Raw genomic sequence first — 16,599 nt, 5'->3', positions numbered from 1 at the left:
GGGACAGCCTTTCCTACATCTTATACGTCATATTCTAACGAACCAATTTCTCAGCCGAGGCGAATGGCAGCGGGGAAGTCGGTTTACGGATTTTCTTCATTCTCGAACTTACGAGTTCTCCCTGTGTAATTACGATTTTCTGAGGTATTTTGTAGGAAGGCAGCTTATCCCGACAATATTCCCAGATGGACCGTCTCAGATCTGTAAGAGTACACTCGGCAGCCAGCCGCACGGTTACCTTCACCCTCTGACCGGTGATGCCACTCTGCTCTCCCGAAACGACGGCCGCTTCAATACATTCCAGCTCTTCCAGAACCCCCTCGACCTCGGCAGGATACACCTTCCGTCCCCCCACATTAATGATCTCCGAACGACGTCCCAGAATACGAATGTACCCCTGCTCAAGCACAGCTTCATCGCCTGTTCGCAGCCACCCATCTTCTGTGAAAGGTGAGGGTGCATTCAGATACCCAATCATCGCGGTTTCGGTATGAATCTGCAATTCTCCCTCCACCACCCGATATTTGATCCCTTCATCTTGAATGGAAAATAGCAACGAGCCTGGTTCTTTGGAGCGGGTTGGCAGAATGCCCAATTCAGACATGCCATAGGCTTGTATCGTCCTGATCTGTGGAAATCTGCGGTTCCAGGCTGCCAAAACAGATTCAGGCATCACTTCCGATCCGTATGACACCACTTCGAGACTCGACAGATCATACCCTTCATCATTTCTCCCCAGCAGCAACAGATTCATGAATGTCGGGGAGACAGGCAGTGCCTGCACACGAAACTTCTCTATTGTCCGGCACACTTCTTCAGGAGAGCGATCCGCAATGATACACAAACATCCCCCACTCGACAGGGATTGCAGCATTGTATTCACACCGCCGATATGATCAAACATCATGAATGGAATCGTTCGCAAGGGCCGAATCTGTCTCCGAAAACGATGTAACAGCCGATCTGCACGATGCACGGTCGCTTTACTCATACCGGTTGATCCGGATGAGAAGAGTACCAGTCCACCTACGCCCTCCTGTGCCAGCGTGGATAACAACACCGGAATCTCTCCGGAGCATTCCCACGTTTGCCGAATGCGCAACTTGCCTTCTTCAACGCCCAAACGCCATTTCACCTGTGCCAGCTTCATATATTCCTGTCGTTTGGCTTCAACCAGGTACCGATCCATGGGAAGCACAATGCAGCCTTGTCCGAGCAGAGCAATCAATGCTGCCGCGGCATAAGGGGAATAGTCTTCTTCCAGCGTTACGAGCTGTCCAGTCAGCCCTTCTGCCGTTATCCACTCAGTCATGATCCCAATCTGTTCCAGCAGCCAACGGTAGCTGTACTCCCGGTCCTTCCAGATCAGTGCAGGATGCTGTCCCTGTTCCGCGAATCGTTCAAGCAAAAATTGGTTCAACATCTGGCATCCTCCTCACCGGCAGGCGACCATTGCTGTGCGAGATAATCGACAAGTGAGCCTACAGTCTGATAGGGACTTTCCGGCATGGAAGCAGCAGCTATCTCCGACAGAGCAGCTCCCATTCCCATACCCCATCGATCTTCGATTCCCTGCTCCACCACAGCAAGCAATGACACGAGTTCCAGCGAATCCAGCTGCCCATTTCGTCCGTATAGCGGAGCGTTACCACCCTCACCAAGCGGAATCGATGTATTATGGTATGCATTTAACTCCCTGCAGCTGTCCAGCACGATACGAAGCAGTGCCTCCCTGTGTTCTTGTCCAATCATTGACACGGTCTGACGTTGGAAGCAATCTGCCTGAGGTATGGACTGTCGAAGCGACTCATACCAGTGCCATTCATCCATGACCAGCATTTTAATGACACCTGTCAGCTGTACTTTCCAGTGCTCACGATGCTTCATCCGGCTGACCTGAAGCATATTGTAGGCCTTCTCCCACCGTGCAATGATGTCGCTGAATTCTCTCGCATATTGATCAAGTGGAGAACCGAGCCATAAGGCGGACTCCTGAAGAAGATCTCGAAGAAAATACCGGCTCCATCGCATATCAAACAGCAGACCGGATATCAGCATCTCATTGAATTGCTCCCCTTCATTCGCCTCATGCAATGCATGTAACAGTTGCAGAGACACCGCATGTCCAAAATGGTAATTCCGCTCTCCTTGTGTAATTGTCCGGCCAGCCAGAAATTCTTCAATCTGCGTTGTTAATGCCTGCGTCAACATGTCTCGGTACCCGGCAGAGTCAAGCTTCACCGTCGCCCGAATGTCCATGGTGCCGAACGTTCGGAGTTTTTCTTTGCGCTTCGCCTGAGCAAGCTCGGGGATGCTTTGATTTCCTTTCCAGAAATCATGAAAGGCCCCATGGGCAACCTTCCCCTTGTACTTGGAGGGCACGGGATCATAGACGTAAACATGCTCATCTTCCAGACCGTACACGGCAATCCAATGGTCTACCAGATGCAGACGGGAGCCTTGCTTCACGTGTTTGCGAATGTATTCGGGATTCTGATAATCCTCACAATAAGGCAGATGATAACTGGTTCCAGTAGCCAAAAAAAGCCCACCTTCGCCGATATGCTGCCGGATCCGCGTCTGCCCCTCCTCGAAGCTGCCCAGCTCCTGCTGACCATACATCTCCCAGATGGGTTCTACGTAATCCAGCTTGTGAAAGTAAGGTTTCACGAATCCGTTATCTCCGCACGAAGGGAGGCAGTACAAGCGACTTGCGGCCAGCAGTGCCAGACTTGTGATGGACCCTTGTCGATGGAGCACTTCATGAATCAAAGGGAAATTACAGGGATAATAATAGGGAATGTCCAGTACTGGAGCGAATGAGTGAATGATCATTTTGGGCCTCCTGTTCCCATTTTGGCAGACATCCTGCCCCAGGATTGGATTAGATAATGCACAGACATATCATCTGTTGCTCGAAATACCCGATTGGCAATAGGATGGCCGTCCATATCGGTCTCGAAACGACGGAAACCACGTGTAAATCGGAAGGAGAACCCACTATCCCGCGGGATTCGGTAACACCCTTCATATCGACCTTTACCGGAACGGACAAGCTTCATGCCCATGCCACCATAGATCGTTTCCTCCGAATCTTCGTCGGGAGCTACCTCTGCATGAATGCAGACCTCTACGTGCGCAGACAATTCAGGAATGACCGTATAGATGCGTGTAGTTGTCAGTTCACCTACAGTCAGCGTAATGGATGCACTTCCAATACCGACTGGCACCAGCTCTCCGCTCGAACGAACCTGGATTACATCCGGGGCACTTGAAGTATAATTTCCATGCAACAGACTCTGAACCAATCCGTTCTCGTAGTGCATTTGTGCATTGATACACACGGTCATTCCACCCTGTAGTCCGATGACATTCCTTCCAAGCAGTTGGAGCGAGATGGGTTTACCAACATGGCCGAACATGTATTGTAATGGGAGATGAACGCGTGCTCCCCAGTCACCTTCCTGATGACAGGCACCCTGCTGTTCCAGAAATGCCAACTCCTCACCCGATGTGGCTCCGCGTTCAAGCAATTGATGAGCTACCCTTCTGACCTGGGATGGCAAAAACAAACCTTCCATATCCCCGATATCCATCCACATTCGAACACTAGGTATGTTCTCTGGCAAGCGATACATGTCTGCTTCCAACAGTCCGCTTTCCGATGTTTCGTCGAGCTGCACATCCGTATAGAATGGCGACATCATGATCAATTTTCCAAAAACATCCGGATGTCGCATCCCCATGTGCAATGTACAAAGTGCTGCGGCTGATGAGCCCAATAGCCCGGTATTCTCCTTGTCCGGCAACGTCCGGTAACGAAGATCAATGATCGGCTTGAGTTCATGAATGATGAAATGCTCATAGGCCATGCCTGAGCAACCCACACGCACGGCCTCCCTCTCAGGTGCGATGAAGTGGTAAAATTCGTTGTCTGTAACCGGACGGACATGCGCAATGCCGACGATAATCAGCGGTTCGATCTGCCCGGAGGCAATGAGACCGTCCGCTGCCTGATCCATATTCCATGTTTCATTGCCTGACCCGGATGGACCAAAAGCCCGCTGACCAGCATGAACGTACAGCACAGGATAATGCCGGTCTGTCTGCTCTTGGTAACCTGAAGGGAGATACACATAAATATTGCGAATATTGCCCAGCCGTGATGCCTGAATGCCTTCCAAACATTCAATGACAGAATGGGTACTCAACGATCATCAACCGCCTCTCTTCTCCCGATTCGATTGCATAATACAAATAACCCCGCCTCAGAAGAGACGGGGTTGTCCCAGAACACATGTAAGTGTCCCGGGATACATAGCCCTTATATTGTGAATCTGCGAATAGTTTAAATCCCCGGACATGCTTTTGTAAACATAAAAATAGAAAATAAATGCTCTCAAAAAAGTTATTGACATAAGATCCAATATTTCTTACGATAGCGTTGTGATCATAACTCGAGGGCCATGCTTTTAAACCAGAGCGGTTTAGGACAACCCCGGTAACTCCCGAAGGAGATGCCGGGGTTGTTGGCGTGTCAAAAGGAGGGAAGTCTCAGTCCACTGCGTATCATTCCATTGTATTGAAAGCGCTATTATTCATGAGCCAGGTTGGTTGTTTATCTAAACTACTACATTCACGAGAAGGGTGGATTACTATGTTTCAAATGGCCAAACGCGTACTCCTCAGCACAACACTGACCCTCAGTTTACTTGCAGGGGGCGCACTTCCCTATCTGCCTGCTTCAGCGATCTATGCCGATGCGGATACCGCGGTTACCAACAAGCAGAACTTCAGTACAGACGTCATCTATCAGATCTTTACGGACCGCTTCCTGGACGGCAATCCTTCCAACAATCCCACTGGAGCTGCCTACGATGCAACTTGCAGTAATCTGAAGTTATATTGCGGAGGCGACTGGCAGGGTCTGATCAACAAAATCAACGATAACTATTTCAGCGATCTGGGCGTTACGGCATTGTGGATCTCCCAGCCGGTTGAGAATATCTTCGCCACGATCAACTATGGCGGCGTAATCAACACAGCTTATCATGGCTACTGGGCACGGGATTTCAAGAAAACCAATCCGTATTTTGGAACGATGGCTGACTTTCAAAATCTGATTACAACGGCTCATGCCAAAGGCATCAAGATCGTAATTGACTTTGCACCGAACCATACTTCTCCTGCCATGGAAACCGATACGTCCTTTGCAGAGAATGGAAAATTGTACGATAACGGCAATCTGGTTGGCGGATACACGAATGATACGAATGGCTACTTCCATCACAACGGCGGTTCCGATTTTTCCTCCCTGGAGAATGGTATCTACAAAAACCTCTATGACCTGGCAGACCTGAATCACAATAACAGTACTATTGATCAATATTTCAAGGATGCAATCAAGCTATGGCTGGATATGGGCGTGGACGGCATTCGTGTTGATGCGGTGAAACATATGCCTCTCGGCTGGCAAAAGAGCTGGATGTCTTCCATCTATGCACATAAACCTGTATTCACCTTCGGTGAATGGTTCCTGGGGTCTGCTGCATCCGATGCGGATAACACGGAATTTGCCAACGAATCCGGCATGAGTCTGCTTGATTTCCGCTTTAACTCTGCCGTACGGAACGTCTTCCGGGATAATACATCCAATATGTATGCTCTCGATTCGATGATTACGGGGACAGCGGCAGATTACAATCAGGTGAATGACCAGGTCACGTTCATCGACAACCATGATATGGATCGGTTCAAAACAAGTGCGGTCAACAACCGTCGTCTGGAACAGGCGCTGGCCTTCACACTGACTTCACGCGGCGTACCCGCCATCTACTATGGTACCGAACAGTATCTGACAGGTAACGGGGACCCCGATAATCGGGCCAAAATGCCTTCTTTCTCCAAAACAACGACGGCCTTCAACGTCATCAGCAAGCTGGCGCCTCTTCGCAAATCCAATCCGGCGATTGCCTACGGCTCCACTCAGCAACGCTGGATCAATAATGATGTGTATATCTATGAACGCAAATTCGGCAAAAGTGTAGCTGTTGTTGCGGTGAACCGTAATCTCTCCACACCAGCAAGCATTGCCAATCTGAGCACTTCACTGCCAACAGGCAACTACACCGATGTACTTGGCGGCGCACTTAACGGCAATAACATCACTTCCACCAATGGTACCGTCTCTTCATTCACGTTGGCTGCCGGAGCAACCGCGGTATGGCAATATACGACGAGCGAAACGACACCAACCATCGGACACGTGGGTCCTGTCATGGGCAAACCGGGTAATGTTGTTACGATTAGCGGACGTGGATTCGGTTCCACCAAAGGCACCGTATACTTCGGTACATCAGCCGTTACCGGTGCGGCCATTACATCCTGGGAAGATACGCAAATCAAAGTAACCATCCCAGCTGTTGCAGCAGGCAATTACGCTGTAAAAGTAGCGGCGAATGGGGTCAACAGCAATGCGTATAACAACTTCACCATCCTTACGGGTGATCAGGTCACAGTACGATTCGTCATTAACAATGCTTCCACCACCCTGGGTCAGAACATCTATCTGACAGGTAACGTGGCAGAACTGGGCAACTGGAGTACCGGCACGACAGCTATTGGCCCTGCTTTCAATCAGGTTATCCATGCCTACCCAACCTGGTACTATGATGTGAGCGTTCCTGCCGGTAAACAACTGGAGTTCAAATTCTTCAAGAAAAATGGGGCAACCATTACGTGGGAAGGTGGTTCCAACCACACATTCACCACGCCAACCAGCGGTACAGCGACTGTAAATGTAAACTGGCAATAGAATATTCAGTTCACAAGGTAACCCGGAGTTACGCTAACGCAGCGTATGCTCCGGGTTTTGCTGTACCTTGCCAGGTTGTTTGGATTGCTTAATGTCATTGATAGGTTCGAATCGACTTCAATGTTGTGGCTGCCAGAATACCTGTGGCCAGCAGCAATATGCCCACGCCTTGCAACACAGAAGCTGCCCCCCACTGATCTGCCAATACGGAGACAACAGTCAATCCCAGAATAGGCGCTGTACTGGTGATTGTTCCAACCACACCATAGACTCTTCCTTGCAACTCGTCCGGCACGGCTGTCCTCAGCATAATCTGGGTGAGCATCGTACAGCAGGCAAACATCGCTCCACCACCCACAATGAATGGTAGTGCCATGATTGGCGAGGATACGTTCGCCAAAGTAATATACATAGGTCCCAACACAATCAGACCGATAAATACCCATCTCCCTCTTCGCTTCAATCGTTTCCCTGAAGCAATTAGCAGTCCAGAGCCAATCATATATCCAAGTGGAATACAGGTCTCAATTAATCCAAACTGCACCGGATTCGCCTCCCATACCTTAACCGCCATCACTTGAACCAGCATCATGGCTGACATGAAAAACAAGATTAGCACCGGATTGAGCAATACAATGGATCGAATCAGACGATTCCGATAAATGTAGCCGAACGAACTGCGCCATTCCTGAACAAATGTGGTCTGCTGATTAACGGATCGCTGGATCGCTGGAAAACGCCCCGCCATCAGCACACAGACTGCGGACAACAGAAAGGTTGCCCCCGTAATTAATATGGCGACGAATCCGCCAAATGCAGCAACAGCAACGCCCGCCGCGGCTAGTCCGCTGATTCGGGCAAGATTATCCACCATGTGAATGGTTCCTGTCGCTTGCTGAATATGTTCTCTGCCAACCATGCTTGCTACAGAGGCATGGAATGCAGGTGCCTGAAACAGACTTGAAAACATGGACAGTGAGAGCAACAGCAGCACCACCGGGAATGGCGCATGCCAACCGAATAAGCTAATCGCAATGAGTACAGCCATTACACCGCGAAATACATCCGAAGCCAGCATCAGTTTCCTGCGATCCAATCGATCTGCAACCGTTCCCGCCACCGATCCAAACAGAAAGCTGACGGCCATATTACAGATCTGTACGGCCGCCATGCTCTTCGCACTACCTGTAGTCTGTAAAACCCACAGACTGATTGCAATCCCATTGAAGCAATCTCCAAAGACCGAGATGCCATAGCCGTACAATATCCTCCGGAAGGTAACATTACGCCAAAGTGTCCGCGGAGTCTTGGCATTTTGTAATGCAGCTTGTCCTCCTTGATATCCCATAACCTCGGGCTCACTGGACGGGTTTATGCCCATACATCACGTTCCTCCCTAATCATGATTCAAGCCCATATAGAACCAGGCACTTCCGCAGCAATGGCTGTCGACAAAGACAGGACATTACGGAAGTGCCTGGTTGAAGTGCCGCATTTACCGCGGCTGACTATGCTGTTATGGCACGGCATTACCCTTTGGAAGCACCTGCTGTCAGACCTTGAACAAGGAATCGTTGCAGGAAAACAAACAGCAGTGTAATTGGAATGGCGATCAGAACTGCACCCGCGGCAAACATTGTAAAGTTACTGTCCTGGTACCGGTTGACCAGATCCCACATGCCTACTGCAAGCGTCCAGTTCTCCTTCGTCCGCAACACCAGCCGGGCGAAGATAAAGTCCATCCATGCACCAGTAAAGCTGGTCAACGCCACATAGGTCAGCATCGGCTTGGATAAGGGCAGGATGATACTGGTGAATACCCGCAGGTGACTCGCACCATCCATACGTGCAGCTTCATCCAGACTGCGCGGGATGGTGTCAAAGAAACCTTTGACGATAAAGCCGCCCAGTACCGCTCCTGAAGAATAGACCAGGATGAGCGCAGCATGGGTATCGAGCAATTTAACTTGCAACAAAATGATATAGATTGCAATCATGCTCATGAAGCTTGGGAACATGCCAAGGATCAGCATGGTGGAGAGAATCGTTTTACGTCCACGGAACCGGAATCTGGACAAAGCATACATCCCGAGTGTCACCATCAACGTGGAGAAGATCATTGTGAAAAAGGCGATTTTCAATGTATTCATATACCATCTGCCGTACATAAAGGACGGGTTATTAAACAGTTCGCCGTAATGGGTAAGCGTGAAAGCTTCGGGCCATAACCGCTCACTGAACAATGCCGCACCGGGTCTCAGGGAAGAGAGGAAGATCCAGAGTACCGGATAGATGGAGACAACGGCGATCATTACCAACAACACATAACTCAGGGCCAGACGCAGCGGATTATTACGAGTCTTCATTGAATCATGTCCTCCTCCTTGAATGATTTGGAGCGGCGGAAGTTCCAGATGGAGAATGAAGCGATGATGAGGAAGATAATAATCCCTACCGCTGAAGCCATATTGAATTTGTTATTGTCGAGCGTGAGCTTGTAGAGCCAGGTTACCAGCAAGTCTGTTGCCCCTGCATACTGGTAGTCTCCCCGCAGCGGATTGCCGTTGGTCAGCAGGAAGATGACATTGAAGTTGTTGAAGTTCCCGGCAAACTGCATGATGAGCACCGGGGTCGTGGCAAACAGAATGAACGGCATCGTAATGATCCGGAATTTCTGAAATGCGGATGCTCCGTCCACTTCGGCAGCCTCATAAAGATCACGAGGGATGGCCGTCAATACACCCAGAATGAGTACCATACTGACCGGAATACCGATCCACATGTTGACGACAATGACGGTGACTTTCGCCCAGAACGGATCTGTGAGCCAAGGTAACCCTTCCAGCCCAAACGCTCTCATGTACGTATTGATTGGTCCAAACTGGCCATTGAACAGATTACGCATGAGCAGCAAAGAAATGATCTGCGGAATCGCATAAGGCAGGATAAAAATCGTACGCCAGAGCTTCTTGAAGCGTATGCCCCGCTGTTCAATCAACAGTGCCACAAGCACGCCGCCAAAATAGGTGGTGACTGTTGCCAGAATGGCCCAGATGACCGTCCAGGTCAGCACACCGTAGAATGTCTGACTCCAGGATTTCAGCTGAATCAGATCGCTGAACGTTTTGAAGCCCACCCAGTCCACGAGTTTGGCTGGCGGAATGTGGTCCGGCGCCGAGTAGTTGGTAAATGCAATCGTGATCGTAAACAGAATCGGCATGACGGTGAAGAAAAGAATGCCGAGTGCCGGGATGGACAGAAACAGGTAGGGAAAGTTTTTGTCCATCATGTTCCGAAGCGAAGCCGCTGCGCCCAGGGTCTTCTTCCCTTCCTCTCTTGCGAGTCCCGTGACGTACGCATCCCGAATATTCAGGATGTAGATCAGGATAAACACAAAAAACACAAGCAATACGATAATGCCATCCAACAGCAAAAAGATCGAATGGTCTCCCCTTTGAAGTACGGTGGACCCATTCACTTTGACAAAGCGCTGTGTATTTTCCCCCAGTGTCCATATGCCCCATACGGCTTGTGACAGGCGAGGAAGCAGGTACGCAAGCCCTGCTCCCTCCAGTAACAGCAGACAAATCCCCTTAATCCACTGTCGATTGTACAACTGTCCAAGACCTTGCAGTATGATGGAACATATAGCCGCTGTCATCCGATGCTGTCTTTCCCTGTTCGGTCCAACGGGCACCGGGACATGCTGCTGTTGCATTCGCTCTCTCCTCCCCGCCTCTTGCTAACCTGTATGATTTGAACAATATTGTACTTACACTGACCACTCCGATGACAGAACAAGCTTCCGATCGCTGTTATCTCCAGATTTTTTTCGGTCCCTTTTCCAAAAGGGAAAATCCGGTGATAAAGGCGAGCGTATGCTTCCGAAGTAGCTTTCTTTCAGAAAGCTTTTAGTTTCACTTCTTCAGCTTTCTTCTGTCCTCTCCGTTTTTGTATAAATTTGAAGTTCAATTCATGCAGGCTTATGCATATCTTCGCATTCGTCGTTCGTCCCTATTGGACGGTTGCAAGGCTTTCCTGGATTTGTTTCACGGCGTTATCCAGTGATGCCTTCACGTCCTTATCGGTATCCCATATATCCGTAATGGCCGAAGTGATCGGTCCCCATACGCTGTCCATGGCAGGCAATGAAGGCATTGGTGTGGAGTTGTTGAACTGCTCCAGGAACGCCTTATTGATCGGGTCCTCCTGCAACTTCGGATCATTAGCTACGTTTTTGTTCGCAGGAAGTGTACCGTTTAGATCAAAGTTCTCCATCTGAGCCTCTTCATTGGAAAGGAACGCTGCCAAGAGCTTCGACGCATTCGGATATTGCGTAAATGCATTTACATAATAGGCTTTAACACCTGAGAAGGAGGTCATCGGTTTGCCATCAATCTCAGGAAGCGGAGCAACCCCAAAATCAATACCTGCATTGCGATAATCGGCAATGGTCCACGGGCCGTTAATGTCCATGGCGAGTTTGCCGCTGGAGAATAATCCTTTTTTGATATCATAGTTCACGTCACCCATCTTGAGCGGCAGCACTTCCGACTTCAACGTCTGCAAGAACTGTCCACCCTTCTGGGCTCCTTCGTTATTCAGACCGAGATCCGCGCTATCCATTCCGTTGTCCCCGAAAATATAACCACCCTGTGAAGCCAGGAAAGCATAGTTATAGTAGAATTGCTGCAATTCCCACATCAGTGCATACTGATTGGATTTCACGTTGTTGAACGTCTTGGCAAAACTGATAATCTCATCAAAGTTTTTCGGAGCTTCTGGATACAATGCCTTATTGTAAAAAAGAGCGTAGGTCTCCACGCTGTACGGATAGCCGTACAAGATATCCTTGAACGTCACCGCCTTCAGTGCATTATCGCTGGTGTTCTCTGCGGTCTCTGCTTCGAATATGTCATTGGGCAGAATAAGTCCCGCCTCTGAAGCGCTGCCAATCTTATCATGTGGAAAAACAACGACATCCGCCGCCAGACCCGCTGGGCCATCCGTCGTTAGTTTCGTTACCTGATCGGTTGGAGGTAATTCCTCCATTTTGACCGTTACCCCATACTTCTCTTCGAATTTTTTGGCTCTTTGCTCAATAAAACTGCTTTGATTTTTGTCCTCCCAGATGACCAGGGTTGCTCCTTCTTCCGGTTGAAGGTTCTCGGCTGTCAGCTCTACAACCTCCTCCGGATTCTCACCTGCCGTAGTTGGAGATGGACTCCCGCCTCCTGCACCGCACGCAGCCAGTGTAAAAGCCATCATGACAGACAATGTTACCCCTTGCCATTTTCTCATGTAAATGTCCCCTTCCCTCTGCTTGGTCCAACAAAGTTCGCGCTTTTCACCCTTTTGTCTGCGTATATTGTCAGGTATTGCATCCCATAATCACAATTGTACAAACGTTTGCTCAAACGGAAGACAAGTTCACCTATTCGTTCAATATGCAGGGAGAAAAAAGCCAAGAAGTATGTAATACCAATGATGTAAGCGTTACAATAACAATCACATCATACAATACTGTAGTTTCTTTGCACAAACGTTTGCACAAGCCATAATCGTTCAATTTTAACCATTTTCTTTCTTCTACCTACAGCAATTTCCTGTTTCCTTGTTCTGACGCTTTCTTCCTTAATTTTACTTCGTATGTATCCCTTGCTCGGCAGTTAGGAATTGATTTCTCGTATCCTTTGGATTACCATAGGAGAATATTTATACGATTGTTCAGAAGGGATTTTTTACATGATTACGATCAAGGATATTGCCAAATTGGCGGGTGTTTCCCCTTCTACAGTGTCACGGGTGATTTCCAACCATCCCAGAATTAGCACCGAGACATCTCTCAAAGTGAAGCAAATCATGAAAGAATTGAACTATCATCCTAACATCATGGCGAAGAGCCTGGTTTCCAAAACGACACAAACCCTTGGCATCATGCTTCCTCGTCCTGCAGAAGAGTTGTTTCAGAATTACTTTTTCGGTGAACTGCTGCGAGGGATTATTACACATGCCACCCGTATGAATTATGAATTGCTGCTAAGCACCGAAACATCATCAGACAATGAATTGCATGCGATATCCCGCCTTGTGCATGGTCGCAGAGTGGATGGCATTCTGTTGCTTGGGTCCAAACGAGATGATCCCATCATTTCATTTTTGGAAGCGGAAAAGTTTCCTTTTGTGTTAATCGGTCGCAGTGAAGCTCATCCCAATGCCCCCATGGTGGATAACGACAATGTGCAGACTGCTTATGATGCAACTCACCATTTGATCGCCCAAGGGCATACACGAATTGGATTTGTCAGTGGCCCACCGGACATCACGTTATCGCATGATCGCATGTTAGGATATCAAAAAGCGCTTGCCCACGCCGGGCTGGATGCCGATAGTGACTGGATTGTGGAAGGTGAATTTCTACAGGAAAGTGGATTCAGGGCAATGTCGCTCTTCATGTCCTTGCCGGACAGACCCACCGCAATCGTTGTCATTGATGACAATGTCGCCTTCGGAGTACTGAGGGCTCTAGCCGAACTTCATTATCAGGTGCCTGAAGATATCAGCGTGGTTAGTTTTAACAATATTGCGTTATCTGAACTCGCTTCACCCCCATTAAGCTCTATAGACATCGGAACCTATCAGCTTGGTTATACAGCCGTTCAGGTGTTGTTGAAAATTCTAAGCGGGGAATCACAGTCTCATAATCCGGTCATTATTCCCCATCGTCTGGTCGTGCGTGAATCCTCACTCTTTTCCAAACTAAAACCATCCAGTTGATTTAATGCGAGTATCCGTGTAGTGATGCAAACGTTTGTCCTATGCTGGTGAACATGCTGTATTCATATTACATCAACGCAAAAAAGAAGCCGCATATACTTATGCGGCTTCCTGACTTTACACACGATATCCATACTTCATGCTTGATTGCGCATGAATGGATTAATAAGAGCTCCAACCAGCATCTGCTGTCACGACAGTTCCATTCACGAAACTGGACTCGTCCGATCCGAGAAACAGAGCCACTTTGGCGATTTCTTCGCTCGTTCCGATGCGTGGGTTAATCGCCATGCCCAGTTGTTGCCGTCCTGCACCATATGGGCTAATGCCAGCCATCGATGCGCTGATGTTGGTTGCCACCGCTCCTGGAGCGATCGCATTACAGCGAATACCTTGCTCAGCATACATGTACCCTGTATTTTTGGTAAATCCTACGACCGCATGCTTGGAAGCCGTATAGGCTGCCCCTGCACGTCCGCCATGTAAACCACCTGCCGAAGCAATGTTCACGATGACACCTTTCTGTTTCTCCAGGAAGATCGGCAATACTTTCCGTGTTGTCCGCATTACACTGGTTGTGTTCACGGCGAACAATCTTTCCCACTTCTCATCCGTTATATCCGCCGCAGGCTCCATGCCATCCATAATTCCCGCATTGTTAATCAGAATATCCACTGTGCCGTACGTGCTAACCGTCGTATCGATCAGATTCTGTACATCTTCTTCTTTGGCTACATTGGCCAGAACGACAATCGCTTCCCCACCCTGTGCCTTAATATCATTCACTACCGCTTGTGCAGATTCTTCGTTAATATCCGATACCACTACTTTTGCACCTTCTTGCGCGTATAACGTGGCGATCGCTTTCCCCATACCTGAACCAGCACCTGTAACAACTGCAACTTTATCTTGAAGTTTCATCGCTGTATCCTCCTCCATGTATTCGTTTACAATAAGTTAACAAACAAATGTTCATTAACTCTTATCCTTAGTATAATAAGTCATAGCGTTTCACTTCAATCAGTAAAAGCTTGTCCAGTTGTACGTTAAACAACACTTATCATTCCGAATGTACTTTAACTATTAAAGTGAACTCGCGAGGAGGAAAATAGATGCCTGAAACTCCGAATTCAATGGACCGAAGAATTAAAAAATCAAAAGCTGCACTGAAGGATTCGCTCATCCACCTGATGCAAAAACATACCTTTAAGGAAATATCAATTACGGATATTGTGGAGCGTGCCGATCTGAATCGAGGTACATTTTACAGACATTATCAGTACAAGGAAGACCTGTTCAATGAGATCATCAATGATGTGATTCAGGATCTGGTGACTTCTTTTCGCAAACCCTATCAAGGATTGAAAGAGTTCGAGGTCGGTCTGATGCCCTCTTCGGCCATCACCATATTTGAACATGTGCACCAGCATGCACAATTCTACACACTGGTTGTGCAGTCCGAGGCTTCCTCCAACTTCCAGCGCATGATCTGTGACGTTCTTCGCGATCTCTCCTTGCAAGATCTGAACCATATCTTCCCTGAGCACATCAACCCTGAACTGCTGGCAAGTTACCAGTCTCATGCGATATTCGGCATGATCATGGAGTGGATCAGACAGGACTTCAAGCACACCCCTGCTTACATGGCCGGGGAGTTATTCAAGATCATTCATTACAGGCCTGACAATGTGATTTCTCAATCGAATCAAAGGGACCCGAAACACAATATCTACAAAAAAATGGAATGAATATAGCTCATTTACCGCATATTAACCAAGATAATCATGAATAGTTTCGTCATTTATGGGTAAAAGTAATGAACGCCATATATAACTATTTACATGTATATCTAATTTAATATGAGGAGGAATCAGAATGACGTCTTTCAAATATCGACTCGAACAAAAAGAACCCCGGACAGGCTCTGGCGGTATTACCCGCGGTGCTTCTGTGCGGGATTTTCCAGCATCGATCGGCATAGCAGGCGTATCCATGCGCCTTGAACCAGGCGGTATGCGCGAATTGCACTGGCATGCTAATGCAGCAGAGTGGGCTTATGTTATCAGTGGTTCTTGCCGCACAACAGTCATCCATCCAGACGGACATGCCTACACCGATACATTCGAACCGGGAGACGTTTGGTATTTCCCGCGTGGGTACGGTCACTCCATTCAGGGCTTAGGCCCGGAAGAATGTCATTTCATTCTAATTTTTGACAATGGTGACTTCTCGGAAGATCACACTTTCAGCATTACGGATTTTCTGACTCAGACACCAGACTCTATCGTTGCCCAGAATCTTGGGATTACCGAAGAACAAGCAGCGAAGTTGAACCAGGGCGAAGCCTATTTTGCCAAAGGACCTGTACCCAATGATCGTTCTTCCTCCGGAACTTACCGTCGCAATTCGGAACTCACGACCCCTCACCGGTATCCTTTGCATGCCAAACAGCCCAGACGTGCACCCGGTGGCGGAACCCAGCGCACGGTTACGGTAGAGGACTTCCCCATTTCCACAACGATGGCCGGGTCATTGATCGAGTTGCAACCTGGTGCATTACGGGAGATGCATTGGCATCCCAATGCTGATGAATGGCAATATTATATTAGCGGCAGCGCCGAGATGACTGTATTTCTCGCAGAGGGACATGCGGTCACTGAACAATTCGAGGCAGGAGATGTGGGATATGCACCGATGGGGGCAGGTCACTATATCAAAAATACAGGAGATGAAGTCTGTCGTGTGTTAATCGGGTTCAACAGCGGGCATTACGAGGCGATTGATCTGAGTGAATGGATCGCCGGGAATCCGGCTGACCTATTGTCCACGAATCTGGGCATGACAAAAGAAGAAGTTCAACAACTCCCTAATGACACTCTTTTTATTGCACGAGATAAGGATATTGAACAGTCTTAACCAGACTGCGCGTTCAATGTGATTGTTACTGTTGGTCCCTTATGCTCTTTATATTCAACGACAAAGAACAGCTGACCCTAAATCATTCAGGT

12 protein-coding genes are annotated in these 16,599 nt (G+C 48.5%); 4 read left to right on the top strand and 8 right to left on the bottom strand.

Annotated features, from left to right (window positions below; genetic code table 11):
* Nucleotides 1-34: 34 nt before the first annotated feature.
* Genes ACTHPG_RS00425 through ACTHPG_RS00415 form a run of 3 tightly spaced genes read right to left on the bottom strand, consistent with a single transcriptional unit; the run spans nucleotide 35 to nucleotide 4,211 of the window.
* Nucleotides 35-1,423, bottom strand: coding sequence for an ANL family adenylate-forming protein (locus tag ACTHPG_RS00425; protein ID WP_440387083.1), 1,389 nt, complete (start codon nucleotides 1,421-1,423; stop codon nucleotides 35-37).
* On the bottom strand, nucleotides 1,417-2,835 hold the full coding sequence (locus ACTHPG_RS00420; RefSeq protein ID WP_440387082.1) for a hypothetical protein: 1,419 nt from the start codon (nucleotides 2,833-2,835) through the stop codon (nucleotides 1,417-1,419). The genes ACTHPG_RS00425 and ACTHPG_RS00420 overlap by 7 nt, the downstream gene beginning before the upstream one ends.
* Complete coding sequence (locus ACTHPG_RS00415; RefSeq protein ID WP_440387080.1) at nucleotides 2,832-4,211, bottom strand: alpha/beta hydrolase; 1,380 nt, start codon at nucleotides 4,209-4,211, stop codon at nucleotides 2,832-2,834. The genes ACTHPG_RS00420 and ACTHPG_RS00415 overlap by 4 nt, the downstream gene beginning before the upstream one ends.
* Before the next feature lie 446 nt (nucleotides 4,212-4,657).
* On the opposite strand from ACTHPG_RS00415, the gene ACTHPG_RS00410 reads away from it, so the two are divergent.
* Nucleotides 4,658-6,814, top strand: coding sequence for an alpha-amylase family glycosyl hydrolase (locus tag ACTHPG_RS00410; protein WP_440387078.1), 2,157 nt, complete (start codon nucleotides 4,658-4,660; stop codon nucleotides 6,812-6,814).
* Between the two features lie 94 nt (nucleotides 6,815-6,908).
* Here ACTHPG_RS00410 and ACTHPG_RS00405 read toward each other — a convergent pair whose 3' ends face one another.
* From ACTHPG_RS00405 to ACTHPG_RS00390, 4 genes are all read right to left on the bottom strand, one after another.
* Nucleotides 6,909-8,195 (bottom strand): MFS transporter, encoded by a 1,287-nt coding sequence (locus ACTHPG_RS00405; protein WP_440387076.1) that lies wholly within the window; start codon nucleotides 8,193-8,195, stop codon nucleotides 6,909-6,911.
* A gap of 148 nt (nucleotides 8,196-8,343) precedes the next feature.
* Nucleotides 8,344-9,180: a sugar ABC transporter permease gene (locus ACTHPG_RS00400; protein ID WP_440387075.1), complete on the bottom strand. Its 837-nt coding sequence runs from the start codon at nucleotides 9,178-9,180 to the stop codon at nucleotides 8,344-8,346.
* Nucleotides 9,177-10,532, bottom strand: a complete 1,356-nt coding sequence (locus ACTHPG_RS00395; RefSeq protein WP_105601002.1) for a sugar ABC transporter permease — start codon at nucleotides 10,530-10,532, stop codon at nucleotides 9,177-9,179. Before ACTHPG_RS00395 ends, ACTHPG_RS00400 begins: the two co-directional genes overlap by 4 nt.
* Nucleotides 10,533-10,828: 296 nt before the next feature.
* A complete protein-coding gene (locus tag ACTHPG_RS00390; protein ID WP_440387072.1) occupies nucleotides 10,829-12,115 on the bottom strand; it encodes a sugar ABC transporter substrate-binding protein in 1,287 nt (428 codons plus the stop codon).
* Nucleotides 12,116-12,559: 444 nt separating this feature from the next.
* Here ACTHPG_RS00390 and ACTHPG_RS00385 point away from each other — a divergent pair, with 444 nt between their 5' ends.
* A complete protein-coding gene (locus ACTHPG_RS00385; RefSeq protein WP_440387071.1) occupies nucleotides 12,560-13,591 on the top strand; it encodes a LacI family DNA-binding transcriptional regulator in 1,032 nt (343 codons plus the stop codon).
* Between the two features lie 162 nt (nucleotides 13,592-13,753).
* Here the strand turns inward: ACTHPG_RS00385 and ACTHPG_RS00380 are convergent, their stop codons facing one another.
* On the bottom strand, nucleotides 13,754-14,512 hold the full coding sequence (locus ACTHPG_RS00380) for an SDR family oxidoreductase (protein WP_074093664.1): 759 nt from the start codon (nucleotides 14,510-14,512) through the stop codon (nucleotides 13,754-13,756).
* A 191-nt stretch (nucleotides 14,513-14,703) separates the two neighbouring features.
* Between ACTHPG_RS00380 and ACTHPG_RS00375 the strand changes: the two genes are divergently transcribed.
* Together ACTHPG_RS00375 and ACTHPG_RS00370 are read left to right on the top strand one after the other, a co-directional pair.
* The gene (locus tag ACTHPG_RS00375; protein ID WP_440387069.1) at nucleotides 14,704-15,339 is read left to right on the top strand and encodes a TetR/AcrR family transcriptional regulator; all 636 of its coding nucleotides are present in this window, start codon (nucleotides 14,704-14,706) and stop codon (nucleotides 15,337-15,339) included.
* 127 nt (nucleotides 15,340-15,466) lie between these two features.
* On the top strand, nucleotides 15,467-16,507 hold the full coding sequence (locus ACTHPG_RS00370) for a cupin domain-containing protein (RefSeq protein WP_440387067.1): 1,041 nt from the start codon (nucleotides 15,467-15,469) through the stop codon (nucleotides 16,505-16,507).
* Nucleotides 16,508-16,599 lie beyond the last annotated feature (92 nt).

Source organism: Paenibacillus sp. SAF-068 (genome assembly GCF_051967555.1).
Taxonomy (GTDB): Bacteria; Bacillota; Bacilli; order Paenibacillales; family Paenibacillaceae; genus Paenibacillus.
Note: the sequence above shows the minus strand (reverse complement) of the source record. Positions and strands in the feature narration are given on the sequence as shown.